General features: G+C 62.5%; 20 protein-coding genes and 1 pseudogene. 9 read left to right on the top strand and 12 right to left on the bottom strand.

The genetic code is table 11. The features are described 5' to 3' along the window. Window positions 1-24 precede the first annotated feature (24 nt). Entirely contained in the window at window positions 25-573 is a 549-nt protein-coding gene (locus BGP85_RS07930) for a cysteine hydrolase family protein (RefSeq protein ID WP_103446670.1), read from the top strand. Between the two features lie 11 nt (window positions 574-584). Here the strand turns inward: BGP85_RS07930 and BGP85_RS07925 are convergent, their stop codons facing one another. Continuing rightward, window positions 585-1,148: a helix-turn-helix domain-containing protein gene (locus tag BGP85_RS07925; RefSeq protein ID WP_103446669.1), complete on the bottom strand. Its 564-nt coding sequence runs from the start codon at window positions 1,146-1,148 to the stop codon at window positions 585-587. An 83-nt stretch (window positions 1,149-1,231) separates the two neighbouring features. Between BGP85_RS07925 and BGP85_RS07920 the strand changes: the two genes are divergently transcribed. The 7 genes from BGP85_RS07920 (at window position 1,232) to BGP85_RS07890 (ending at window position 8,388) form a co-directional block, all read left to right on the top strand. Then, window positions 1,232-2,182, top strand: a complete 951-nt coding sequence (locus BGP85_RS07920) for a DMT family transporter (protein WP_103446668.1) — start codon at window positions 1,232-1,234, stop codon at window positions 2,180-2,182. Between the two features lie 148 nt (window positions 2,183-2,330). Continuing rightward, window positions 2,331-5,246, top strand: coding sequence for a monovalent cation/H+ antiporter subunit A (locus BGP85_RS07915; protein ID WP_103446667.1), 2,916 nt, complete (start codon window positions 2,331-2,333; stop codon window positions 5,244-5,246). Then, entirely contained in the window at window positions 5,246-5,590 is a 345-nt protein-coding gene (locus BGP85_RS07910) for a Na+/H+ antiporter subunit C (RefSeq protein ID WP_003250128.1), read from the top strand. Before BGP85_RS07915 ends, BGP85_RS07910 begins: the two co-directional genes overlap by 1 nt. Then, the gene (locus BGP85_RS07905) at window positions 5,587-7,266 is read left to right on the top strand and encodes a monovalent cation/H+ antiporter subunit D (protein ID WP_103446666.1); all 1,680 of its coding nucleotides are present in this window, start codon (window positions 5,587-5,589) and stop codon (window positions 7,264-7,266) included. The genes BGP85_RS07910 and BGP85_RS07905 overlap by 4 nt, the downstream gene beginning before the upstream one ends. Then, a complete protein-coding gene (locus BGP85_RS07900) occupies window positions 7,263-7,751 on the top strand; it encodes a Na+/H+ antiporter subunit E (RefSeq protein WP_103446665.1) in 489 nt (162 codons plus the stop codon). The genes BGP85_RS07905 and BGP85_RS07900 overlap by 4 nt, the downstream gene beginning before the upstream one ends. Continuing rightward, window positions 7,748-8,026, top strand: a complete 279-nt coding sequence (locus tag BGP85_RS07895) for a K+/H+ antiporter subunit F (RefSeq protein ID WP_103446664.1) — start codon at window positions 7,748-7,750, stop codon at window positions 8,024-8,026. The genes BGP85_RS07900 and BGP85_RS07895 overlap by 4 nt, the downstream gene beginning before the upstream one ends. After that, complete coding sequence (locus tag BGP85_RS07890) at window positions 8,023-8,388, top strand: Na+/H+ antiporter subunit G (protein WP_103446663.1); 366 nt, start codon at window positions 8,023-8,025, stop codon at window positions 8,386-8,388. Before BGP85_RS07895 ends, BGP85_RS07890 begins: the two co-directional genes overlap by 4 nt. 11 nt (window positions 8,389-8,399) lie before the next feature. Here BGP85_RS07890 and BGP85_RS07885 read toward each other — a convergent pair whose 3' ends face one another. Then, on the bottom strand, window positions 8,400-8,612 hold the full coding sequence (locus BGP85_RS07885) for a hypothetical protein (RefSeq protein ID WP_103446662.1): 213 nt from the start codon (window positions 8,610-8,612) through the stop codon (window positions 8,400-8,402). Continuing rightward, window positions 8,609-9,079: a hypothetical protein gene (locus tag BGP85_RS07880; protein WP_103446661.1), complete on the bottom strand. Its 471-nt coding sequence runs from the start codon at window positions 9,077-9,079 to the stop codon at window positions 8,609-8,611. The genes BGP85_RS07885 and BGP85_RS07880 overlap by 4 nt, the downstream gene beginning before the upstream one ends. A 307-nt stretch (window positions 9,080-9,386) precedes the next feature. Between BGP85_RS07880 and BGP85_RS07875 the strand changes: the two genes are divergently transcribed. After that, window positions 9,387-9,584, top strand: a complete 198-nt coding sequence (locus BGP85_RS07875) for a hypothetical protein (RefSeq protein ID WP_103446660.1) — start codon at window positions 9,387-9,389, stop codon at window positions 9,582-9,584. 6 nt (window positions 9,585-9,590) lie between these two features. Here the strand turns inward: BGP85_RS07875 and BGP85_RS07870 are convergent. The 9 genes and pseudogenes from BGP85_RS07870 to BGP85_RS07830 all read right to left on the bottom strand — a co-directional run bounded on the left by BGP85_RS07870 (window position 9,591) and on the right by BGP85_RS07830 (window position 25,409). Then, window positions 9,591-9,786: pseudogene (locus BGP85_RS07870) on the bottom strand (hypothetical protein). Window positions 9,787-9,973: 187 nt separating this feature from the next. Further along, the gene (locus tag BGP85_RS07865) at window positions 9,974-10,378 is read right to left on the bottom strand and encodes a TraR/DksA family transcriptional regulator (RefSeq protein WP_027919101.1); all 405 of its coding nucleotides are present in this window, start codon (window positions 10,376-10,378) and stop codon (window positions 9,974-9,976) included. A 317-nt stretch (window positions 10,379-10,695) separates the two neighbouring features. Next, complete coding sequence (locus BGP85_RS07860) at window positions 10,696-11,469, bottom strand: enoyl-CoA hydratase (RefSeq protein WP_103446659.1); 774 nt, start codon at window positions 11,467-11,469, stop codon at window positions 10,696-10,698. Window positions 11,470-11,482: 13 nt separating this feature from the next. Then, the gene (locus tag BGP85_RS07855) at window positions 11,483-12,610 is read right to left on the bottom strand and encodes an acyl-CoA dehydrogenase (protein WP_103446658.1); all 1,128 of its coding nucleotides are present in this window, start codon (window positions 12,608-12,610) and stop codon (window positions 11,483-11,485) included. A gap of 8 nt (window positions 12,611-12,618) precedes the next feature. Then, window positions 12,619-13,812: an acetyl-CoA C-acyltransferase gene (locus BGP85_RS07850; RefSeq protein WP_103446657.1), complete on the bottom strand. Its 1,194-nt coding sequence runs from the start codon at window positions 13,810-13,812 to the stop codon at window positions 12,619-12,621. Window positions 13,813-13,823: 11 nt separating this feature from the next. Next, window positions 13,824-14,591, bottom strand: a complete 768-nt coding sequence (locus tag BGP85_RS07845) for an SDR family NAD(P)-dependent oxidoreductase (RefSeq protein WP_103446656.1) — start codon at window positions 14,589-14,591, stop codon at window positions 13,824-13,826. Between the two features lie 14 nt (window positions 14,592-14,605). Further along, window positions 14,606-16,252 (bottom strand): AMP-binding protein, encoded by a 1,647-nt coding sequence (locus BGP85_RS07840; protein WP_103446655.1) that lies wholly within the window; start codon window positions 16,250-16,252, stop codon window positions 14,606-14,608. A gap of 122 nt (window positions 16,253-16,374) precedes the next feature. Then, window positions 16,375-20,805, bottom strand: coding sequence for an NEL-type E3 ubiquitin ligase domain-containing protein (locus BGP85_RS07835; protein WP_103446654.1), 4,431 nt, complete (start codon window positions 20,803-20,805; stop codon window positions 16,375-16,377). A gap of 53 nt (window positions 20,806-20,858) precedes the next feature. Further along, window positions 20,859-25,409 carry an NEL-type E3 ubiquitin ligase domain-containing protein gene (locus BGP85_RS07830; RefSeq protein WP_103446653.1) on the bottom strand — a complete coding sequence of 1,517 codons (4,551 nt, stop codon included), beginning with the start codon at window positions 25,407-25,409 and terminating at the stop codon, window positions 20,859-20,861. Window positions 25,410-25,413: the final 4 nt, after the last annotated feature.

Below are 25,413 nucleotides of genomic sequence, written 5' to 3'. Positions count from 1 at the left end.
ACGACTACTGCCACAGGAGGCAGCATGAGCAAGCAGGCCCTGATCATTATCGATATTCAGAACGACTACTTCCCCGGCGGCAAATGGACCCTCGACGGTGCCGACAAGGCGGCTGACAACGCCGCACGCCTGCTCGCCGCGGCACGTGAGAAAGGCGACCTGGTGGTTCACGTGCGGCATGAGTTCGACAGCGCCGATGCGCCATTCTTCGCCCCGGGCACACAAGGCTCGGCCATTCATTCGAAGGTTGCGCCAACAGCAGGCGAACCCGTGGTACTCAAGCACAAGGTAAACGCGTTTCTCGGCACTGACCTGAAGCAGACGTTGGACCAGCATCAAGTCAAGGCCGTGACCATCGTCGGCAGCATGAGCCACATGTGCATCGACGCCGCCTCCCGCGCGGCCGCCGACTTCGGCTTTGACGTCACCGTGGCACACGATGCCTGCGCCACCTTGCCGCTGGAGTTCGATGGCAAGCAGGTACCGGCCGCCCATGTGCACAACTCGGCCATGGCCGCGCTGGCGTTTGCCTATGCCAAGGTGGTGAAGACCGACGAGCTGCTCAAGGGCTGATCCGCAGCCGGTCAGATCACCACATTACGCACGAAGCGCACGGGCACTGCTCCATCATTGCGGTAGGCATAGCGGCAGTTGCTGGGGAACACATGGAACTGCCCGACCTGCAGGCAGTGCTCGGCGCCTTCGATGATCAGCGTCAATTGGCCTTGGGCCACGTAGATCTGCTCACTCCAGCCCTCGGCATCGGCTTCGCTGGTGTAGCACTCGCCAGGCGCGAGGGTCCACTCCCAGATTTCCACTTCGCGCCGGGCCGTGCTGCTGGCCAACAGCACGGCCTTGCTTTGCGGGTGCTCGCCGGTCCAGGCAAGCTCGTCGATACGACTGGGGTCGCGCTGGTCCGGGGCCTGGATAAGGGTGCTGAACACCACCCCGAGGGCTTCGGCAATCAGATCGAGGGTGGTCAGGCTGACATTCTTCTCGCCCGCCTCGATCGCCACCAACATCCGACGGCTGACCCCGGAGCGTTCGGCCAGGGCGCTCTGGCTCATCCCGGCCGCGTTGCGCAGGCTGCGGACATTGAGGCTGACATGCTGCAGCACCGATGCACGGTGCGCGGGATCTTTGTGCACTATATTGCTCACTTCTACGGATTGCGCAGTATACTGCCCACTTTGCGGCGATTGTGCGCCGCCCCCTCCGAGTGCGCAAGACCATGAGCCAACCGACCAGCAGCCCACAGACCGCGGTATCTTTTCGCCTGAGCAAGGCGGAAATGGTGCTGGTGTTCATCACCATGCTGTGGGGCGGAACCTTCCTGCTGGTGCACAACGTCATGACCGTGAGCGGCCCGATGTTCTTCGTCGGCCTGCGCTTCGCCGCAGCGGCGCTGTTCGTCAGCCTGGCCTCGGCGCGCGCGTTGTCCGGGCTGACCTTCACCGAACTGAAGGCCGGCGTGCTGATCGGCGTGTCCATCATGCTGGGCTACGGCCTGCAGACCATGGGCCTGCAGACCATCAGCAGCAGCCAGTCGGCATTCATCACCGCGCTCTATGTCCCGTTCGTGCCACTGCTGCAATGGCTGGTGCTGGGCCGCCGCCCAGGGCTGATGCCGAGCATCGGCATCTGCCTGGCGTTCGTCGGCCTGATGCTGCTGGCCGGCCCCGAAGGCGGCGCGCTGCATTTCAGCGAGGGTGAAGTGGTGACCTTGGTGAGCGCGGTAGCCATCGCCGCCGAGATCATCCTGATCAGCCGCTTCGCCGGCCAGGTCGATGTGCGCCGGGTCACCGTGGTGCAGTTGGCGACCGCTTCGCTGCTGGCGTTCCTGATGATCGTGCCGACCCAGGAGCGTCTCCCTGACTTTTCCTGGTTGCTGTTGCTCAGCGCGCTGGGGCTGGGCGCCATGAGCGCGGTGATCCAGGTGGCGATGAACTGGGCACAGAAGTCGGTTTCGCCCACCCGTGCCACGCTGATCTACGCGGGCGAGCCGGTATGGGCCGGCATCGTCGGGCGCATTGCCGGCGAGCGCCTGCCAGGCATCGCGTTGATCGGCGGGTTGCTGATCGTCGTCGCCGTGGTGGTCAGCGAGCTGAAGATCCGCCGCAACCGCGAAACCAGCGACACCCTCGAAGCGCCAGCCCCCCGCGAAACCGAAGCCGGGCTGTGAAGTGCCCGGCAGCGTCTATGCTCTGTAAAAAACTGTTATAAAAAAACAGCTTGTCACAGCGCTTTTGTAGGATTCTGCGACAGCTTGCGTGTTGGTGATCAACGGTCCGGCACGTATGATCCTTGCAAACCTTTCCAGAATAGAACCTATGTCATTGATAGTGCTACTGCTTCTGCCGTTCGTGGGCAGTTGCCTGGCAGCTGCGCTGCCGCACAACGCACGTAACGCCGAGTCCATCCTTGCCGGGCTCGTAGCCCTGGCCGGCACCGTCCAGGTAGCACTGCTGTACCCTCAAATTGCCGATGGCGGCGTAATCCGCGAAGAACTGCTGTGGCTGCCCAGCCTGGGCATGAACCTGGTCCTGCGCATGGACGGTTTCGCCTGGCTGTTCTCATTGCTGGTACTGGGCATCGGCACTCTGGTGTCGCTGTATGCCCGCTACTACATGTCGCCGCAAGACCCGGTGCCGCGCTTCTTTTCCTTCTTCCTGGCATTCATGGGCGCCATGCTCGGCCTGGTGATCTCCGGCAACCTGATTCAGTTGGTGTTCTTCTGGGAACTGACCAGCCTGTTCTCCTTCCTGCTGATCGGTTACTGGCATCACCGCGCCGACGCCCGCCGCGGCGCCTACATGGCCTTGATGGTCACGGGGGCTGGCGGCCTATGCCTGCTGGTCGGGGCCCTGCTGCTCGGCCATGTGGTCGGCAGCTACGACCTGGACAAGGTCCTGGCTGCCGGCGAAACCATCCGCCAGCACGCACTGTACCCGGTGCTGCTGCCGCTTATCCTGATCGGCGCACTGAGCAAGAGTGCGCAATTCCCCTTCCAGTTCTGGCTGCCCCATGCCATGGCAGCACCCACTCCAGTTTCCGCTTATCTGCACTCAGCAACCATGGTCAAGGCCGGGGTGTTCCTGCTGGCGCGTCTCTGGCCAGTGCTGTCAGGCAGTGAAGAATGGTTCTGGATCGTTGGCGGCGCGGGTGCCATAACCCTTTTGCTGGGCGCCTTTGCCGCGATGTTCCAGAACGACCTCAAGGGGCTGCTGGCCTATTCGACCATCAGCCACCTGGGCCTGATCACCCTGCTGCTGGGCCTCAACAGCCCGCTGGCCGCAGTCGCCGCGGTGTTCCACATCCTCAACCACGCCACCTTCAAGGCCTCGCTGTTCATGGCCGCCGGCATCATCGACCATGAAAGCGGCACCCGTGACATCCGCCGCCTGAGCGGCCTGATCCGCCTGGTGCCCTACACCGCGACCCTGGCAATGGTGGCCAGCGCCTCGATGGCCGGCGTGCCGTTGATGAACGGTTTCCTCTCCAAGGAAATGTTCTTTGCCGAAACCGTGTTCATCAACTCCACTGCCTGGGTCGAAGCGACCCTGCCGGTGATCGCCACCCTTGCCGGTACCTTCAGCGTCGCCTATGCCCTGCGCTTCACCGTCGACGTGTTCTTCGGGCCGACTGCAAAGGACCTGCCGCACAAACCGCACGAGCCACCGCGCTGGATGCGTGCACCGGTCGAACTGCTGGTGCTCACCTGCCTGGTAGTGGGTATCTTCCCGGCCCAGTCGGTCGGCCCGCTGCTGGCCGCCGCCGCACTGCCGGTGGTGGGTGGCACGCTGCCAGAATACAGCCTGGCCATCTGGCACGGGTGGAACGCCCCGCTGATCATGAGCCTGGTGGCCATGAGCGGCGGTATCGTCCTCTACCTGCTGCTGCGCAACCAGTTGCGCCTTGGTCGCTTCACGTATCCGCCGCTGATCGAACGCTTCAATGGCAAGCGCCTGTTCGAACACGGTCAGGTCAGGCTGATGCTGCTGGCGCGACGCATGGAGCGGTTGATGACCAGCCGCCGCCTGCAATCGCAATTGTTCATGCTGGTGCTGGCAGCCTTCCTCGCCGGCCTCACGCCGATGCTGTACAGCGGCCTGAGCTGGGGCGACCGGCCGAAGATTCCGGGCTCTGGCGTGTTCGTCGCGCTGTGGCTGATCGCCATCGCCTGCGCCATCGGCGCCGCCTACCAGGCCAAGTACCACCGCCTGGCGGCGTTGATCATGGTCGGCGTTTGCGGCCTGATGACCTGCATCACCTTCGTCTGGTTCTCTGCCCCGGACCTGGCCCTTACCCAGCTGGTGGTCGAGGTGGTCACCACGGTACTGATCCTACTCGGCTTGCGCTGGCTGCCACGGCGTATCGAAGGCGTCTCGCCGCTGCCCGGCAGCCTGGACCGCGCCCGCGCCCGACGCCTGCGCGACCTGCTGCTGGCGGTGCTGGTCGGCGGTGGCATGGCGGCGCTGTCGTACGCCATGCTGACCCGGCCAACGCCCAACGACATCTCGTCCTTCTACCTCAGCCGTGCCCTGCCGCAAGGCGGCGGCACCAACGTGGTCAACGTGATGCTGGTGGACTTCCGTGGCTTCGATACCCTCGGCGAGATCACCGTGCTGGTGGCCGTAGCGCTCACCGTGTTCGCCCTGCTGCGGCGCTTCCGCCCACCGAAAGAGAGCATGCAGTTGCCGGCCCAGCAGCGCCAGCTGGCCCCCGATGTGGTCACCGACCTGATCAACCCACGGCATGCCACCGACACCGCACTTGGCTTCATGATGGTGCCAGCGGTACTGGTTCGGCTGCTGCTGCCAATCGCCCTGCTGGTGTCGATGTACCTGTTCATGCGTGGCCACAACCAACCGGGCGGCGGTTTCGTTGCCGGCCTGGTGATGTCGGTGGCGTTCATCCTTCAGTACATGGTGGCCGGCACCCAGTGGGTTGAAGCACAGATGAGCCTGCGCCCGCTTCGCTGGATGGGCACAGGGCTGCTTTGCGCGACCTTGACCGGGGTCGGCGCCATGCTGCTCGGCTACCCTTTCCTCACCACCCATACCGCCCACCTGCACCTGCCGGTGCTTGGCGACGTGCACGTGGCCAGCGCGCTGTTCTTCGACATCGGCGTGTATACCGTGGTGGTCGGCTCGACCCTGCTGATCCTCACCGCCCTGGCGCACCAGTCGGTGCGTGCCTACCGCCCGGGTAGCCCGTCGAAATCCAGCCAAGCAGGAGCCGCCTGATGGAAGAAGTCATTGCAGTCGCCATCGGTGTGCTGGCCGCCTCCGGGGTGTGGTTGATCCTGCGCCCGCGCACCTACCAGGTGATCATGGGCCTGTGCCTGCTGTCGTATGGGGTCAACCTGTTCATCTTCAGCATGGGCAGCCTGTTTATCGGCAAGGAGCCGATCATCAAGGACGGCGTGACCCAGGACCTGCTGCACTACACCGACCCGCTGCCACAGGCGCTGGTGCTCACCGCCATTGTCATCAGCTTTGCCATGACAGCGCTGTTCCTGGTGGTATTGCTGGCATCGCGCGGCCTGACCGGCACCGACCACGTGGACGGCCGGGAGCGTGACGAATGAGTGGCATGAGTCAACTGATCGTCACCCCAATCCTGCTGCCGCTGCTAACGGCGGCGGTGATGCTGCTGCTGGGCGAGAAGCATCGCCAGATCAAGGCACGCCTGAACCTGCTGTCCACCTTCACCGGGCTTGCCATCGCGGTCTGTTTGCTGCTGTGGGTGCGCACCCAGGGGCAGGCGGAATCGATCGGCGTCTACCTGCCCGGCAACTGGCCCGCGCCCTTTGGCATCGTGCTGGTGGTGGATCACCTTTCAGCCCTGCTGCTGACCCTGACCGGCGTGATCGGCATCAGCGCCCTGCTGTTCGCCCGCGCTCGCTGGGATGGTGCCGGCGCCAGCTTCCATGCGTTGTTCCAGATCCAGCTGATGGGCCTGTATGGCGCCTTCCTCACCGCTGACCTGTTCAACCTGTTCGTGTTCTTCGAGGTGTTGCTGGCCGCCTCCTACGGCTTGCTGCTGCATGGCTCGGGCCGTGCGCGGGTGCGTGCAGGGCTGCATTACATCGCGATCAACCTGTTCGCCTCATCGCTGTTCCTGGTTGGCGCGGCGATGCTGTATGGCGTGACCGGCACCCTCAACATGGCCGACCTGGCCCTGAAGGTCCCACTGGTGCCAGAAGCCGATCGTGGCCTGCTGCATGCGGGCGCGGCGATCCTGGCCATCGCGTTCCTGGCCAAGGCCGGCATCTGGCCGCTGAATTTCTGGCTGGTGCCCGCCTACGCCTCGGCCAGTGCACCCGTCGCCGCGCTGTTCGCCATCATGACCAAGGTCGGCCTGTATGCCGTACTGCGCCTGTGGACCTTGCTGTTCTCCGGACAAGCCGGTGCTTCCGCGCATTTTGGCGGTCAATGGCTGGTTTACGGCGGCTTGGTCACCCTGGCAGTGGCGGCGGTGTCGATACTGGCCGCACAGCGCCTGGAGCGGATGGCAGCGCTGAGCATCCTGGTTTCTGCTGGCACCCTGCTTGGCGCGGTCGGTTTCGCCCAGTCGGCACTCACTGGCGCAGCGCTGTTCTACCTGGTCAACTCGACCCTTGCGCTGTGCGCGCTGTTCCTGCTCGCCGAACTGGTCGAGCGCTCGCGCTCGGCCAACGAAGCGCCGCTGGATGAAGAAGAAGACGCCATGCCTTCACCGCTCGAGTCCCTGCACCCACCCAAGGGCATCAACCTCGACGACGATCAGAAGGCTGTCATCGGCCAGATCATTCCCTGGACCATGGCGTTCCTCGGTTTGAGCTTCATCGCCTGCGCCCTGCTGATCATCGGCATGCCACCGCTATCCGGGTTCGTCAGCAAGGTCAACCTGATCAACGCACTGTTCAATCCGCAGGGCCTGGGCATGCCAGCCGATCAACCCCTGTCGACGGCGGGCTGGGTGCTGGTGGCCTTGCTCATTCTCTCGGGCATGGCCTCGCTGATCGCCTTTGGCCGGGTCGGCATCCAGCGTTTCTGGAAGCCCGAGGAACGTCCCTCACCCGTGCTGCGTCGCTACGAATGCCTGCCGATCGTGATCCTGCTCGGCCTGTGCATCATTCTCAGTTTCAGGGCTGAACCGCTGCTGCGCTACACCCAGGACACGGCGGCCAGCCTGCAGGCTCCGGACGCCTACATCGAAGCGGTGATGGCCGCCCGCCCTGCCCCCGGCCCGACCACTCTCGACGTACAGGTGCAGCCATGAGCCGACTGTTACCCGCGCCGCTGCTGTCCGCTGCACTGTTCGTGCTCTGGCTGCTGTTGAACCTGTCGGTCAGCCCCGGCAACCTGTTGCTGGGCGCAGCACTTGGCGTGCTGGCCCCACTGCTGATGGCACCGTTGCGCCCACAATACGCGCATGTGCGCAAACCTTGGGTGGTGGCAAGGCTGATTGGCCGGGTCGGCATCGATGTCATCCGTTCCAATCTGTCGGTAGCCATTGGCGTGCTGTGCGCCGGGCAACGTCCGCCACGTTCGGCCTTCGTGCACATCCCGCTGGACCTGCGCGACGCCCACGGCCTCGCGGCACTATCGATGATCACCACAGTGGTGCCCGGCACCGTATGGTCGGAACTGGCCCTGGACCGCAGCGTACTGCTGCTGCATGTATTCGATCTGGATGACGAAGCGGCCTTTATCGAGCACTTCAAGCTCACCTACGAACGCCCGTTGATGGAGATCTTCGAATGACAGGTCTGCTCGCCAATGCAGTCCTCGCCAGCCTGTTCATCTTCGCCCTGGCCATGGGCCTGGCATTGATCCGGCTGTTTCGCGGCCCCTCCGCTCAGGACCGAGTGCTGGCGCTGGACTACCTGTACATCCTGGGCATGCTGACGATGCTGGTACTGGGGATCCGCTATGCCAGTGACACTTACTTCGAGGGGGCATTGCTGATTGCCCTGTTCGGCTTTGTCGGCTCGTTCGCCCTGGCCAAATTCCTGTTGCGTGGTGAGGTGATCGAATGACCGAATCCCTTGAACTGCCGTTCTGGCTGGAGCTGGTCACTGCCGCCCTGCTGCTGATCGGTAGCCTCTTCGCGCTGATCGGCGCCATTGGCCTGCTGCGGCTGAAAGACTACTTCCAACGCATGCACCCACCGGCATTGGCATCGACCATCGGCGCCTGGTGCGTAGCGCTGGCGTCGATCATCTACTTCTCCTGGCTCAAGGATGGCCCGGTGCTGCACGCCTGGCTGATTCCGATCCTGCTGTCGATCACGGTGCCGGTCACCACCTTGCTGCTGGCCAGGGCCGCGCTGTTCCGCAAGCGCATGGCGAAAGAAGACGTACCTGAGGAAGTGAGCAGCGGCCGCGATCACGGCAACTGAAACGGCTGGGCTCAGCCCTGGGCAAGGCGCTGCAGCTCACGCCGCACCATGGCGGCATAAGGTGGAGGGCTCAACTGATAGAGCTGGGCCGCTACCCAACTCAACCAGCCCGGGCCCATCGCCTCACGTTGCGCCAGCAGGCGCTGGGCCTCGGCCATGGCTTGCGCCTGGTGCTGCCGATGAAACGCGGCACGCGTGCCAGGCGCTTCGTCAACTTCGCTCATTCACTGGCCTTGAAGGTGGTCAGCTCACCCTTGCGCCACTTGGCGACCTTGCCGGTCACCGCCTTGAGCAACTTACCCAGGCCTTCCTGAACCTGCTGCTGCGCAGCGAACACTAACATCACGCCCTGCCCTTCGCGGAACACGATGCCCTCGCCTTCCGGCACCGAGACAAATGCGTAGTCGCCCACACCGTAGACGTTCAGCTTGATCTCGCGAAAGCGCATTTCCAGTTTGCCGCCTTCACGGCTGGGCAAGACGGCGGCGCGGAAATGATCGCCGACCTTCAGTTCCAGGCGCTGTTTGTCATCGACCACCAAGGCGCTTTCGGTGTCGATCTCGGCCATGTACAGGCCTTCGGTGCTCTGCTCGGTGACATAGATGAAACGACTTTGAAACAGCTTGGCCAACTTGCCGCGCAAATCGCCCAGGGCAAACAAGGCGTGGGTATCCAGTGTACTGACTGCCAATGAAGTAATCCTCAAACCGGTGACATCCGCTCTCACTCGAAGTCGGTGAGGCACGGCCATTTCATTTCGATAGGCGAAAAGAATAATAAAGTGATACACGAAAAATCTGTGCCCGCTGGCGATGCAGCACGCAAGAAACTTTACTCTGGCTTGCCAGATATAGCCTCAGCACAGGCTTTCGGCATATTCCCTGTCAGGGAAGCGTAATGTCTGACAACAAACCCGCCAGAAAAGATGCGATAGATAACTAGAGGCCCCTCGGCAGAACGGGCTCAGGCATCCATCAACGCATTACCGGGGAATGAATATGCACGAAAACACTGAAATCCGTCGAGAGGTAAAGAACATTTCTTACCTCGCATGCGCCAACGACAAGCCACGCTACGTCGTGATACCCGCAGGCATCGAGTTCTTCCACGTTACCGAAAGCACGACGGGTAGAGTCAAGGGCTTTCGCCGTTTACACCGCGACGCCTGCGCATTGGCCCGCAGCCTGGAAGCCTGAAACCGTTCAGGCGGCGTGGCCATCTTGCATAAGCTGCAACCAGGCCGCCTGACATTCCTTGGCCTCGCCACGGGTGGCGAACGCGGTACCACGGCGCTCGCCATTGACCAGGACCACCCATACAGACCCGCTTGCCCAGTGCCTGCAAGCTCGCTGGCACACCTGAACCGATCATTACCGCTACATCGACCCGGCTGTTCATCATTCCCTCCGGCACTTTAGATAGCACCCTAACGATAAGGTCATGATACGCCCAGCGACTGCCGTGTAACAGCTCATCCTGGTACAGCAGTCTTACGCCTTGAGCAACAAATAGCGCGAGGCCTTTCCCACAGGAAACGCAAAAAGCCCCAGGGATCGCTCCATGGGGCTTGGCGCACTGCGTCCGGTCAAACTTGACGCTGGTGGCGGTCGAGCTGCTCGTGACGCTCCTGGGCTTCGATGCAGTACTTCGTGGTCGGGCTGATCAGCAGACGCTTCAGGCCGATTGGCTCACCACTGTCGTCGCACCAACCGAAGCTCTCGTCGGAGATACGGTCCAGGGCCATTTCCAGCTGCGGCAGCAAGCGCTGGTCGCGGTCGATGGCATTCACCAGCCAGCTGCGCTCTTCCTCGACCGACGCCACGTCGGCAGGATCCGACGGGGTGTCCAGGCCTTCGATGGTGGCGCGGCTCAGCTCGATGCGTTCATGGGTTTCGACTTTCATCGCCTGCAGCAGGCCAGCAAAGAAAGCCAGCTGGTCAGCGTTCATGTAGTCATCGGCCGACATGGCCAGCAACTGTTCCTTGGTCATCGATTTCTCTATGAAAAAATGTGCATTTGGGCGATTCAGGTGCCGCCGACGCCTTGGCATCGGCAGCGGAATTCTTCAAGCGCCAACCGGCACTCTTTTACAGGGGGCGGCAGTCTAAGGCGCCACGTCGCCTTGAGCAACAGCAATCATGGGAGAAATTGCCCGAAAGGGGCTGGAATCCGCCCGCTGGCACCCTTGCCGGCTCCGCAAAGAAAGCGCCACGGTATACCAAGGTATACCGTGGCGTCGACCTGCCCGCTTCATCCACCCAGGCAAAACACTGAGTATGGTACTGCCTTAACAGTACCTTGCTCGCTTCAACGATCCTTGAATTGTGCTTCGCGCTTGGCAATGAAAGCCGCCATGCCTTCTTTCTGATCCTCGGTGGCGAACGCGGCGTGGAACACTCGGCGCTCGAAGCGTACACCTTCGCTGAGGGTTACCTCGAACGCACGGTTGACGCTTTCCTTGACCATCATGCTGACCGGGATCGACTTGCTGGCAATGGTGGTGGCAACCTTCAGCGCTTCTTCCAGCAGCTCTGCCTGCGGCACGATACGCGCCACCAGGCCAGCACGCTCGGCTTCCTCGGCGCCCATCAGGCGGCCGGTCAGGCACAGTTCCATGGCCTTGGCCTTGCCAACCGCACGGGTCAGGCGCTGGGTACCGCCCATGCCCGGCAGCACGCCGAGGTTGATTTCCGGCTGGCCGAACTTGGCATTGTCGGCAGCAAGAATGAAGTCGCACATCATCGCTAGCTCGCAGCCACCGCCCAAGGCGAAACCGGAGACTGCGGCGATGATCGGTTTGCGTCGGTTGGCGATGCGGTCGGAATCGCTGAACAAGTCTTCAACGTAGATCTGCGGGTATTGCAGCTCGGCCATCTCCTTGATGTCGGCACCGGCGGCAAACGCCTTGGCAGAGCCGGTGAGCACCACGCAGCCGATGTTCGGGTCACGCTCGAGCTGGTCCAGAGCCTGGTTGATCTCGCCGACGATCTGCGCATTCAGCGCGTTCAGCGCCTGGGGGCGATTGAGGGTGATCAGGCCGACCTTGCCGTGGATATCCAACAGGATGGTTTCGAATGCCATGCAGTCTGCTCCTTCAAAGATTGCGCGCAATGACCATGCGCTGAATGTCGCTGGTGCCTTCGTAGATCTGGCAGACCCGAACGTCGCGGTAGATCCGCTCCAGCGGGAAGTCGCTCAGATAGCCATAACCGCCCAAGGTCTGCAAGGCATCCGAACAGACCTTTTCGGCCATTTCCGAGGCAAACAGCTTGGCCATCGACGCTTCCACCAGCGCCGGGCGCCCGGCGTCGCGCAGCGCGGCCGCGTGCAGCACCATCTGCCGGGCCACGGCAATCTTCGTAGCCATGTCGGCCAGGCGAAAGGCCACGGCCTGGTGTTCGATCAGCGGTTTGCCGAAGCTCTGCCGCTCCTTGGCATAGTCGCGGGCCACTTCGAAGGCCGCGCGGGCCATGCCCACCGCCTGCGAGGCAATGCCAATGCGACCGCCTTCGAGGTTGGCCAGGGCGATCTTGTAGCCCTCGCCTTCCGCGCCCAGGCGGTTGGCCACCGGCACGCGCACATTGTCGAAGACAATCTGGCAGGTATCTGAAGCATGCTGACCCAGTTTGTCCTCGACCCTCGCCACCTGGTAGCCTGGGGAGTCGGTGGGCACGATGAAAGCGCTGATGCCACGCTTGCCGGCATCCGGATCGGTCACGGCAAAAACGATCACCACGCCGGCATTCTGCCCGGACGTGATGAACTGCTTGCTGCCGTTGAGCACGTAGTGGTCACCCTCCAGCCGTGCACGGGCCTTCAGGCTGCTGGCGTCGGAACCGGCCTGCGGCTCGGTCAGGGCGAAGGCACCCAGCATCTCGCCCATGGCCAACGGGGTCAGGAACTGCGCCTTCTGCTGCTCGTTGCCGAACCGCAGAATCGGTACGCAACCCACCGAGTTGTGCACGCTCATTATGGTCGAACAGGCACCGTCACCGGCAGCGATCTCCTCCAGCGCCATGGCGTAGGCCACGTACCCAGTGTCACTGCCGCCCCACTGCTCCGGCACCAGCATGCCGAACAGGCCAAGCTCGGCCATTTCCTCGATGGCCTCCTTGGGGAACTGGTGCGCCTTGTCCCATTGTTCGGCGAAGGGTCTGAGGCGCTCCTGGGCAAAGGCGCGCACCGCATCGGCAATCTGTTGTTGCTCGTCAGTAACCAGCATGGCTCACCTCAATACAGGCATTCGACTGCAATGGCCGTGGCCTCGCCACCGCCGATGCAGATGGCGGCCACGCCGCGACGCAGGTTGTTCTGGCGCAGGGCCGACAGCAGGGTCACCAGGATACGTGCGCCCGAGGCGCCGATCGGGTGGCCCAAGGCGCAGGCGCCACCGTGGATATTGACCTTGTCGTGCGGCAGGTCGAGGTGTTTCATGGCCGCCAGGGTGACCACGGCAAACGCTTCGTTGATCTCGAACAGGTCGACGTCGCCCAGATTCCAGCCGGTTCGCTTCATCAGCTTGTCGATGGCACCGATCGGCGCGGTCGGGAACAGTGCCGGGGTGTCGGCGAAGGCGGCATGGCCGTGGATCACCGCCAGCGGCTTGAGGCCACGCTTGTCGGCTTCGGAGCGGCGCATCAGCACCAGCGCTGCAGCACCGTCGGAGATCGAACTGGAGTTGGCGGCAGTTACCGTGCCCCCTTCGCGGAACGCCGGCTTGAGCTGCGGGATCTTGTCCAGGCGCGCCTTGGGCGGTTGCTCATCGTCCTTGACGACGCGCGTCTCCTTGCCCTCGGTGACCTCTACCGGCACGATCTCGGCGGCAAAGCGGCCATTCTTGATAGCGTCCTGGGCGCGGGTCAGCGAGGCGATGGCGAACTGGTCCTGGGCTTCGCGGCTGAAGGCATTGGCCTGGGCGCAGTCTTCGGCAAAGGTGCCCATCAGGCGACCCTTGTCATAGGCATCTTCCAGGCCGTCCATGAACATGTGGTCGATGATCCTGCCGTGGCCCATGCGGTAGCCACCGCGGGCCTTGTCCAGCAGGTATGGCGCGTTGGTCATGCTCTCCATGCCGCCGGCCACCACCACATCGGCGGTACCGGCCAGCAGCAGGTCATGGGCCATGATCGCCGCCTGCATGCCCGAGCCACACATCTTGTTCAGGGTGGTGCAGGTGGTGTGCTTGCCCAGCCCGGCACCGAGCGCAGCCTGTCGTGCGGGGGCCTGGCCCTGGCCGGCGGGCAGCACGCAGCCGAACAGCACTTGCTCGACGCTGGTGGCGTCGATGCCGGCGCGCTCCACGGCACCGCGGATGGCTGCGCTGCCCAGTTGCGGCGCGGTCAGGCTCTTGAGGTCGCCCTGCAGGCCGCCCATGGGCGTGCGCACGGCGCTGACGATAACGATCGGGTCAGTGGCGAGTGTCATGTGCATTCTCCTTACTTGGCAGCCATGCGCAGTGCGCCGTCGAGGCGGATCACCTCGCCGTTGAGCATGCTGTTCTCGATGATGTGGCGGGCCAGCGCGGCGTATTCCTGAGGACGGCCCAAGCGCGGCGGGAACGGCACGCCAGCCGCCAGCGAGGCACGTACTTCATCGCTCATGCCGGCCATCATCGGGGTTTCGAAGATGCCCGGGGCGATGGTCATCACGCGGATACCGAAGCGCGCCAGTTCGCGGGCGGTCGGCAGGGTGAGGCTGGCGATAGCGCCCTTGGAGGCCGCATAGGCGGCCTGGCCGATCTGGCCATCATAGGCGGCGATGGAGGCGGTGTTGATGATCACCCCGCGCTCGCCGTTTTCGTCCGCCTGGCCTTCGGCCATGGCCGCTGCCGCCAGGCGCAGCAGGTTAAAGCTGCCAATCAGATTGACGTTGATGACCTTGGCGAAGCTGGCCAGACCGTGTGGGCCTTGCTTGCCCAACACCTTTTCGGCACCAACGATACCAGCGCAGTTGATCAGCCCGTGGAGGCTGCCGAAGGCGCTTACCGCCGCCTCGACCGCCGCCTGCGCAGCATGCTCGTCGCTGATGTCGGCCACCGCGAAGCGGGCCTTGTCACCCAGCTCGCGGGCCTTGGCCTCGACTGCCTGGGCATTGAGGTCGACCAGCATGACCTTGGCGCCGGCCTCTGCCAGCATTTGCGCGGTAGCCGCGCCCAGCCCGGACGCGGCGCCGCTGACGATGAAGTGTCTGTTGGCTATCTGCATGATCTGTTTCCTTTTCAGGCGCTGGCAGGGGTGGCCTGTTGCGCTTGTTGTTTGGCGACTTCCTGGTTACGCAGGATGAAACGTTGCAGCTTGCCGCTTGGGGTCTTGGGCAACTCGCTGACAAATTCGATTTCCCTGGGGTAAGCGTGAGCGTAAAGCCGCTGACGCACGTGCTGGCGTAGGGTTTCCTCCAGCTCGTTAGTGCCTTGATAACCGCTGGCCAGCACCACGAAAGCCTTGATCAGCTCGGTACGCTCGGGGTCCGGCTTGCCGATCACCGCCGCTTCGATCACCGCAGGGTGCTCGATCAGCGCGCTTTCCACGTCAAACGGGCCGACCCGGTAGCCGGAGGTGGTGATGACGTCGTCACTGCGACCGACAAAGCTGATGCTGCCATCCTGGTTAAGCTCGACGGTATCGCCGCTGAGGTAGTAGTTGCCGACAAAGGCCTTGGTTGACAGGCCATGGTAGCCAGCGAACCAGCACAGCGGTGACTGCTCGCGGTCCACGGCAAGAATGCCTGGCTGACCGGCCGGCAGTTCGTTGCCCTGCTCGTCCAACACCACGATGCGGTGGCCCGGGATGGCGAAGCCAGCCGAACCCAGATGCACCGGATGCGCCAGGCCATGGTGGTTGCACAAGACCATGCCCAGTTCGGTCTGGCCATAGTGGTCGTGGATGGTCACGCCCAGCTCGTCGGCGAACCAGCGGATCACTTCCGGGTTCAGTGGCTCGCCAGCACTGCTGACCACCCGCAGGCGGCCCTTGATCGGGGCCGAAAAGTCATTGCCGGCAGCAATGAGCAACCGATACGCCGTGGGCGAACCGGCCAGGTTGGTGATGCCCAGCTTGGCGATCACCCGGGCGCAGCTGTCGACACTGAACGGTCCATCGTAGAAGGTGGTGGCATGGCCAAGCGACAGCGGGCCAGTGACGGCGTAATACAAGCCATAGGCCCAGCCTGGGTCGGCCAGATTCCAGAAGTTGTCTTCGGGACGCAGGTCGATGGCGTCGCGCATGTAGCCCTGGAAGGCGACGATGGCGCGCAGCGGCACTTCGAGCGGTTTGGCCGGGCCAGTGGTACCCGAGGTGAACATGAGCAGGAACGGGTCGTTGCCCGCCCGCATCACCGGCTCGCAGACGTCCGCTGCACTGTCCAGGCATTGCTGGAAGTCCAGTTCGCCGTCGCGGGAATTGACCGTGATGATCGCCGGGCAAGCGTGCACATCATCCAACTTGACGCGGTTGTGGCTATCGGTGACCACGACACGGGCGTGCGACTGTTCCAGTCGATGCTCGATCGCCTTGGGGCCGAACGCGGTAAACAGTGGCTGGTACACCGCCCCGAGGCGCCAGGTGGCAAGGATAGTGATCAGCAGCTCGGGCGTACGCGGCATCAGCCCGGCAACCCGGGTTCCGGGCTCTACGCCCTGTGCCTTGAGGACATTGGCAAAACGGGCGGCTTGAGCCTGAAGGTGATCGAAGCTGTACCGCACGCCATTGCCATCGCGGTCCTCGTAGATCAGCGCCAGCTTGCCGTCGCCAGCATGGCGGTCACAGCATTCGACACAGGCATTGAGGGCAGTGAGGTCGCCATGCAACGCCGCTGCAGCGGCTTGGGCATGGTCGAACGCACGAGCTGCCTCGGCGTAATCGCGCATCGTCGGACTCCTGGTTTCTTGTTTTTGGAGTTGAACCATCGGTCCGACGATGTTCGCGCTGCCTGCCAAACGCGGCAATGGCCAAAGCTGTCAATCTGGATGACCGGTTTGGCAGCCTCTGTTCAACCTTCTGCGCGTTCGCCAGCGCGCAAGTAGGACTCGGTGAGGCTGCTGACCAGGCGCTCGACATCGTCGACCTCCTGGCGTCGCAGCTGGCTGAGCCGCTCATCGTATTGTTCTGCAGACAAGCCGGGCCGCTCGGTCTGCAACTGGATCGAGCGCTGGTTGTAGTCCGTACTGATCGCTTCGAACATCAGGACGTGTTGTTGACGCAAGTAGCGGCGCCAGAACTCTCGCTGGCTCAGGTTATCGGTGAGGGTTTCCAGCGTTTGCGCTTGCTCGACCCGCCGCAAAGCCGCCTCAGCCTGCGTCGCAGTCAGCTCGGCGGTGTCGGGATAGCGCATGGCATGAGGCTGGAAGGGCAAATTCAAGCGACTACGAAGCTGCACCCTGTAGGCCAATCCCAGTGCGAACTGATCGAAATGCTCACCGGCGACCTGGCGCTGCCGACCATCCCGATAGGCGACCCCTTCGAGCTGCTCCAGGCGGAAAAGCTGGCGGCCGAGTTCCAACAGCACGCTCCTGTTTTCAGGGTTGAGGGCTTCGGTTTCGGCTTGGGCCTGCCTTACCAGGACCTGAAGTGCGCTGAAGCGGCTGGCGACGGCATCCAGGCAAGACGACGGCAGGCTGGCGCGCACCAGGACCCGCTGACAGAGCACCGGATCTTCATCGAGCGCCTCCAGCAACGTCCACACACCTTCGGCCAGCGCAGTTCGCCCTTCCCCCGCCTGCTCGTAGTCCGCAGTAAACTCCAGGCGGGCCAGAAGCCTGAACAGTCCCGAACTCCCGGGTTGATCCAGCAGCCGCTGCCACAACGCCTCGCGCCCTGCCTGAACGGCTGCATCCACATGCGCCACCCAGAGCGTGCGGGCCCGGGCCAGATCTACCGGCCCGGAAGCCTCAGGCAAGTGCCCATGCTCTTCAACGACCTCAAGCGCATACAACTGACGCAGTTGCATGGCCGACAACGGATTGCCTTGCACCAGCATTACGCGCCGGAATGCGTAGGGCATTTGCTGGATCTCCTGCGGCACTGTGCGGATACTGTTGTCACGTAGATCGGCACGTTCGAGCAGACCGCAAAGCTCCAGGCGCTCAGGCCATCCCCCCAGCCGGCAATGGCGAAGGTTGAGCGTAGTCAGCTGGGAAAGGTGGTGGAGTCGCAGGTCCAGCCCTTCCAGCCGGTTGTGACTCAGGTCAAGATGAACCAGGTTGGGCAGGCCGTGAAGTATCTCGACTGCCTGTGCGTTAAGCCGGATCTGATTGTGTGCCAGGCGCAGCACCCGGATTTGCGGGAGATGAGCGATGCCCGTTGGCATGAGCAGCAAATGGTTGCTGCTGAGGTTCAAGTCGGTCACGGCGGTGAACGGACGCAGGAAGTCAACCGGAACATCGCTGACCTGCGTATCGCTCACGCTCAGCATGGTGATGCGATGAAAGTCGATCTGCGGCGGTAGCTGCGGAAGCGTCCGCAGATGACTACCCCTGAGCGACAAGCGTTGCCCCTGTGCTTGCCCCGCACTTGCCGGAACGATTTCACCCTGCAGCCGCCATGCCCGCAGGATACTGTCCGCTGTCAACCGGCGCGCGTTCTGACGACCTTCCTGCAGCTCGGCGCTCACCCAGCGGTTAAGGTGTTGCACGAGCTGATCATGATCGTCCTGCAACTCCACCAGACGCTCGAGTACCGGTCGCTCGCCTTGCTGCAGGCGTGCCAGTTCATCCTCGATCGCTTGCTCATTCAGGCCGGGATAAAGGGCGCGCAGCTGATCGCGAATGATCGCCTGCTCACTCCTGGGGCCAGCGGAAGGATGGCCACTGAGCGGGTACCCTACCCGCCCATCATCCAGGCGACGACCCGGGTTGAACCAGGGGCGTTGCTCCGGCCTGCGCAGCATGCGGCTGATGCCCCAGTGCGAAGCGGGTAAAAGTGCCAGCAGCTGCTCGCGCAACTGGCCAGTTGAGACGTTGGCGGCCTGCTGCTCGGGTGAAAGCGCTGCATAGATTGCCTCGAAGATGCAGCCAGGGTCAGCTGGCTTGAACACTTGCTCCTCGCCCAGCCCGTTGTAAATTTGAAAGCGGCCGTTACTGCGCACCAGCAGCCTGTCCTGCTCACCTTGCCCGCCATTGCCTACACGCTTGATCGAGCGTCCATCCACCGTCCCTTCGCGCAAGTCGATGCTGACGCCTTCAAGCTCCAGGCCATCCAGTAAGGCAAGCACCAGCTCCCCCGTATCATCGCAGTAGCCCGTACTCAGGTAGAGGCCTGCCAGCGCCCGGTTCAGCCGTGCCAGGCGCAGCAGCGAATGGGCATTGTCAGCACACGAAATTGGCAAGCGGCCCTCGACCTTTGCCATGTCACGCTCAAGGTCAGTAGCCTGGCGTAGCACTTCGCTCATGTACGACGAAGGCAGACCCGGAAAGTCCCGAGCGACCAACACGCTGAGTGGGTCTTGTGCAAATGGTTGTTGCGTCAAGTGAGCGAACAACTGCGGGCGCAATTCAACTTCATGGGCCAATACTTGCTCCAACCCGCTACCGCCCCCCGCGCGGCCCTCACTCCAGGCCAGAAGTTCACTGTCGGCTGGCATCAGCGCCTTCAGGCGAATTCGCTTGAAGAATGTTTCAATGCGCGCATGTGCCTGGAAAGCACGTAGGGCGTACCTGAGATTAACCGGGGCTGGCCGGTTTTCCACCAGAACACCGCGTAATTCGTCCTCATCGACGCCTGCCACCTGCAGGATGTGCTCTGACTGTAATTGGTCAATTGGCGGATGCTGCGGCCAAAGCGCATCGAGCATGCGCACAGGCTCCTCCCATGCCAGCGGGTGCTCGCGTAACAGGCGCCATCCGCGCTCGCCGTTGTAGAGCACTACGGGTCCGTAACTGCCATCGCCTGCAACATGACGTAATCGATAGGGGCCGTCAGGAACAGGCTGATGCACTTCCTGATAACGTCCATCGACCTGAATCCAACCACGTCCACCGGCGCCATAACGCCCGTCTTCGAGCAAATCGATATCGCTTGGGGATGACCGATAATTCTCGGCATCAAAACACCACAGCCGCCCGCCCCCCTTCCCCAGGCTTACAGGTTCCAGACTAGCGACAAAGGCGCTACGCACGTAACTGACACCCACCACAGTGGCTGCAGTGGCCGCCAAGGTCTCGGCAACCCCGAGCAGATGCCCCAGCGCTTCATGCTGACGGCCCCTCGACCAGTCTCTCACCCCCTCGAATACTTCCAAGCACGTCTGAGCAACCAACTGACCCAGCAAAAGCCCGCCCACCACCGGAATGAAGAACCCTGCCAAGTTCACCAGGTCCAGGCCTGCCGCTTCCCATTTCGCATGCCTGGCTCGTACTGCCGCGCTATCGGCATCGGCGCTGGTTACCAGCAACACTCGCGCGTCATCCTTGACCCGCTGAATTTGCAGGGCAGCCAGTTGCGAGAAGATGTTATCGGGCTGTTTGCGACCCTCGACCTCCAAGTCAGGCTGGGCGTCCTTGAGGCGAGTGTCCAGCAGCGTGACAAAATCTGCACGGTGCTCGAGGCTGACCAACTGCGTGAAGTACTGACGGTAATCGGCCTTTTGCAGCAGGTTCGCCAAGGCACTTTCAAGGGACACACGATTGTCGAAATGTCGCAGCGCCTGCTGCGGGTCACTGGGAAGGTAGAGCACGATGCCCCTGTCAGCCTTCGCGCTGTCGCGCAATGGAATCAACAAGCCATCGGCCACCGGCTGCCCCAGTGCCGCCAGGAGACAGGGATCAGCTGTCAGCCCCTCCTGCCGATGCGCCTGCCCATCATCTGCGATCTCACGCAAGGCAATTTGCACATCGGCACTGATCTGCCCCTTCAACGCAGCCAACTCGATCGCAAGCTTGAGCCCTGCACGTTTATCCTCGACCAGTATTGCCTGCGTTCTGGGATTAAAGATCTGCTCCAGTTTCTCTTGATAACGCGTGCCGATATCCAGCTCGCGGCATTCCTTGATGAATGCGTCAAGTGGTCCATTCAAAGGTTGATCGCGCCCCGGCGACACCAGCCCGGTACCATCGTAGTAAGTGGTACCTGCGGCAAAATTGCGCATGAGCCGTAACAACCCGTTCTCACGTTTCTGGCTGTATTCGTAAGTCTGCTGCAAGGAGCCTGGCAACCTGCCGAAGCGTGGCGCCACCAGGAGCCACTCAAGTTGACCGAAAGGCTGGCCGTCGGGCAAAGGCTTATCGAGCAGCGCCACCAGGTGCTGCTCGGCGAACTGAGGAATTGGTAGTAGCTCGAGCGTGAGGCCACGCAACCGCGCCTGGCTGGCGTGATGTGCGTCAAGGCTGGTCCGCAGGGCCTTGATTTGCCCTCTTGATGCTCGCTTGAGCCAGTCAGGCAATTTGGCCTCGATGAATTGATCGATTTTGGTTACTGGGTTCGACATGATTGGCTCTTTGGCATTCGGATGAATGCCAATCATGTTGTCCAATACTCAGATCAGGATGCAGGAGGAAGCGGTTCGTTGCCACCCGACGTGCGGGAACTGCCTGACGAGGTCATGTTCAATTCATCCTGGGTGAGCTTCAAGGCAAGTGCATCCAAAGCTTGCTCTCGATCATCCCGAAGCTTTTCGCAACGCTGCACATATGCACTACTGCCAAGCGCTTCTTTCTCATCGTCCAGCGCATCCATCTTTGTGTCGAAACGTTCGGCGATCTGCGCAAAAGCCTCGGGATATCTGTCGCGGAGGTAGGGTGTCCAGAAGTCGCGTTGGCTGATGTAGCGAATCCGCTCACTGCCCGTTTCGGCAGCCAGAACTGCTCGGTATGCCCGATCAAGATGAACCTGCGTCACCTCGGCAAGCCGTTGGTACTCCATGGTCCGCGGCTGTCCCAGAAGATTGAGGCGCTCCGCCAGGCCCGCCCTGTAAGCCAGGCTGACCTCGACCTCATCCACACGACGCCCCTTGGCAAGCCGGCCCTGAAAATCGCTGCGGGCGAACATCTCCACCTGGTCAAGACGGAACATGCGTTGAGCCAATAGCAAGCGGGCATCCCTCGAAGCCAGTGGCTCCTGCCCGAACGTCACCTGTAGCACCCGCATGCGCACTTCCAGCTGGCTGAAGCAGTGCGCCACACTGTCGACGCAGGTACGAGGGTCAGCCGCTCGTTCGAACAACTCCGTTCTTATGCGCGAATCGTCATGTGCGAGCTGGATCATGGTCCAGGCCCTTTGCGAAAGGTCGTCGCGTGCCAGACGGAAGTCAGACGTGTCAGTCAACTCTGTCAACAACTCGAAGAATTGAGTGCTGCCTGCTTCCCCCTGCAAGGCGTCCCACTGCTCAGCCCTGGACACTTGCTCGGGTGCGGCCAGTGTGTCGAGCCAGGCGTTCCTGGCATCGAGGATCGCTTGCACCTGCAAGTTGTCCTCGAGCGGGGGCAGATTCGCAGGTGCCGGAATGGGTGCATACAACCGCTCAAGGTCCGCCACCGACAGCGGGTTATGCGCCACACGGACCACTTGCCGCAGGGCCAACGGAGCATCGAGCAGTACCTCAGGCAAGCTGGAAATCTGGTTGTGGCTCAAGTCGGCATACTCCAGCAGACCACACCACTCAAGGCCGCTCGGCACTGCCAGCAATCCAGCTCGATACAAATGGAGTTCCCGTAAGCGGGATAACTGGTTGAAGCGCAGGCTGATCGAGCCCAGTCTATTCTCGTTGAGGTTCAGCGTGCGCAGGCGGCCCAGAGCGGCCAGCGCATTCACCTGTCCCTCGCTCATGCGAATCTGATTGCGGGCCAGGCGCAGATGACGCAGCGCAGTCAACCAATGAAGATCATCCGGGATCGTACTCAAGGCATTGTCGCTCAGATCCAGTCGTCGCAGTTCAGGAAAGTGCCTCAGGAACCCGGCTGGCAGAGCCTCCAGCCGCATCCCCACGAGGGCCATGTCGGTGATGTGGCCGAAGTCCGTACCGACAGGAATCGGCGGCAGGCTACGTGCCGGTATGCCCAGCACGCTGATCCGTAAGCCAGCAGGTTGGCCGTTGCGGTAGAAAGCCTCTTCACCCTCCAGCCGCCACGCCCGCAGGAATATATCTGCAACTGCGCCTCTGCGTCCCCGTTCAGGAGCGCTGACTGCGTTTCGCCAGTGCTGCAGGCTTTCTTCAAGCGCTCGATATTCCTGCTCCTGGCGCAGCAGGATGGCATAGGCCGACCCTGACTGATTGAGCAGCAATTGCAGGTATCGATCGACTGCTGCCTCATCGAACGACGGGTACAGACCACGAATCCGTTGCCGCAGAATCCGCCCCTCAGTCCCCGCCGGGGCGCCCCGGCCGCTGAGCAGATAACCCAAGCGGCCATCGCGCAATCGGTGCAGGGAAGATCCAACAGGCCTGGCTTCGAGCCAGCCAAGCAGTCTGATCAACGCCCGTCGATCCCCTGGCAACGCACGCTGCATGGCTGAACGGATGCGCTCTGCAGCGTCCTCGCCGGCCCACCCTCGACGCTGCATGAATGCGGGTGGCAGACAGGCAGCCAGCACCTCGAACAATCCCTGTGGCTCTGCGACTTCGATCTCGCTGGCACGTCCCGCCTCGTCGAAGAGCGCAAATGCGCCATTGGCCCTGACCATGACCGTCAGCGGCTGCGCACCGCCCATTTCAGGGAACAGCCGCTCCAGTACCGCCCCGCCACTGGAGCGCTCGCGCAACACCAGGTTGATCTCTCCGGGCAGCAGGCTCTGGCGCCGCAGCAAGGAGAACACCAGGGTGACGACATCGGCATGGTAACTGCTGCGCAGGTAGAGTGCTTCGCGCGCCCGGGTCAAGCGAGCCTCCTGGAGCATACCGCGCACCTGTTCCGCCAGCGCCAGCGGCACACGGGATTCGCTGGTCAGTCGTTGCCGTACCTCGACACTGGCGTTCTTCAGCAAATCCAGGGCGTAGGCATCCGCAAGCCCTGGGAAGGCCGCTTTCAATGTGGCTAGCAGCGGCTCATCGGCCAGGTAAGCCTTGGCGAAATGTTCCAGCATTGGACTGCGTAGCGCTTCGCTGGATGCCTGGATCGACTCAATCTGCCCTGCCAGGCTTTGGTCTTGCAAACCCAGCCTGTCGATACACCATTGCAAGGCCTCGGTATCGTTGCCTCCTGCCCCGATTTGAGCGAAAAAATCATGGATTCTTGCGTCGACGGCAAAGCGCTCCAGGGTATCGCGGAGCCTGACCGGCAGAGGCCGTCGCTCAACCAACAGACCACGCAGATGAGCTTCATCGACATCCGCGACGGCCAAGATCTGGCTGATCCGTTCAGTGCTCAATTTGGTTGCATCCGGCCACAGGCGCTTGAGCAGCAGGCTCGTCCCCTGCCACTCCAATGGCCGCTCGTAGACCATCCGCCAGGCGCGCTCTCCATTATTTTCCAAGACAGGGCCAAACACGCCCGCCCCTTCACGATGCAACAATCGCCAGGTACCTGCGCCATTGCGCCTTACCCGGTAAAGCACACCGTTACAGCGCCACCAATGGGCTTTGCCGTCACTGAGCAGGCCGTTGTCCAACTCCTTCAAAGGGGGCAATGACGCCCGCTCCTCGTAGGGCTGCAGATCGTGCTGCCACAGGCGTTTCCCGCCTGCCTCGGTCACTACTGGCTCCAGCCGGTCGACGAAGGCGCTGCGCAACGCCTGCGTACCACCTGCAATGGCTGCCCCTGCCGCCACTGTCGAGGCAACCTGAAGCAGGTGCTCCAGTGCTTCGTGCTGGTGATCCTGCGCCCAGTCGCTGACGCCTTCGTACACTTGGCTCAATACCTGGCGGGCCAGGTCAGCCAACAGCAGTACAGCGACACCCGGAACGAACAAACCCGCCAGATTCACCAGCACCAGTCCAACCGCCTTCAGCTGGCGCAAACGCTCGGCAGCGGCGCTGGCATCGGCCTGCGCCGTCGGTACGGCCAGCAATGCAGCGTCGTCCTTGATGCGTTGTACATGCCCTGCCGCCAGCGCTGCAAAACCCTCACCGTTCTCGGCTACTCGCCTGGGCTCCAGATCCGGCTTGGGATCCCGCAGACGCTTGCCCAGGGTTATCAAGAACTCGGGCTGCCCGGCCAGCGCGATACGACGGGCAATGGCCTTACGAAACCGGTCATCGCGCATCGCCGCGACCAAGGCAAGGTTCGCCGTGGCCCAGTCATCGAAACGGCGCAATGGCCGCTCTGCGTCGTCTGGCAAATACAGCAGTACCCCCAGCAGTTTCCTGGGGTTGAAGACCAGCCCTGGCAGACCTGCTGGTGTCCCCACCAATTCGAACGCCACTGCCCCGTCCACGCGTTGTCCCAGCAACTGCAGGTCGCCCATGGACAATTCGAAGCCCAAAGGCAGCTGTGCAGGTCGTCCCTGAGCGACCTGGCGCAACATGTTCTGGTCGCTATACGTCAACTGCCCTTTGATGGCGGCGATTTCGACTGCCACAGCCAGTTCCTGGCGTTTGTCCGTAGCCAACTGACGCTCTAAAGCGCTCGTCAAGACCTGCTTCAGGTGCTCCTGATAGGACTTGCCAACATCAACGCTGCGACAAAGCCTGACGATATCGTCGATACGCCGCGAGACCACCCGCTCCGGCTCACCGGGCGCTGCCGTTGCATCGGTCAGCGCTGTCTGCGCGTAGAACGTTTCACCCTCATGGAAGTTCTGCAACAGCTTCTGCAAGGCAGGCATCGTCACAAAGTAGTCGTCGTCCTCAGGCAGGCGGCCCGGCGCAACCGAGAAGCGTCGGCGCTGTTCATGCCAGTTGACCTTGAACAGGTCAATGTCCAGCGCCAGCTGTTGCCTGATGGCCAGCTCAAGCTTTTGCGCAGCAAACCGGTCAAGCGGCAGCAGTTGCTGCGAAGCCGCAGCCATGTGTTTCTGACTTTTCAAATGCGCACTCATGCAGGCGCGCAATGATCCGAGCTGTGCTTGAGTGGCGTTCTTCAGCCAGCCGGGCAATTGCTCAGCGATAAAATCCTGCGCGAGGTGCTGCAGCTTCGAGTGCACCTTCGTTTTGGCCATGGTC

It is taken from the genome of Pseudomonas putida, assembly GCF_002906855.1.
GTDB classification, from domain to species: domain Bacteria; phylum Pseudomonadota; class Gammaproteobacteria; order Pseudomonadales; family Pseudomonadaceae; genus Aquipseudomonas; species Aquipseudomonas putida_N.
The sequence above is the reverse complement of the archived record's forward strand: the minus strand, read 5'-3'. Positions and strand labels throughout refer to the sequence as shown.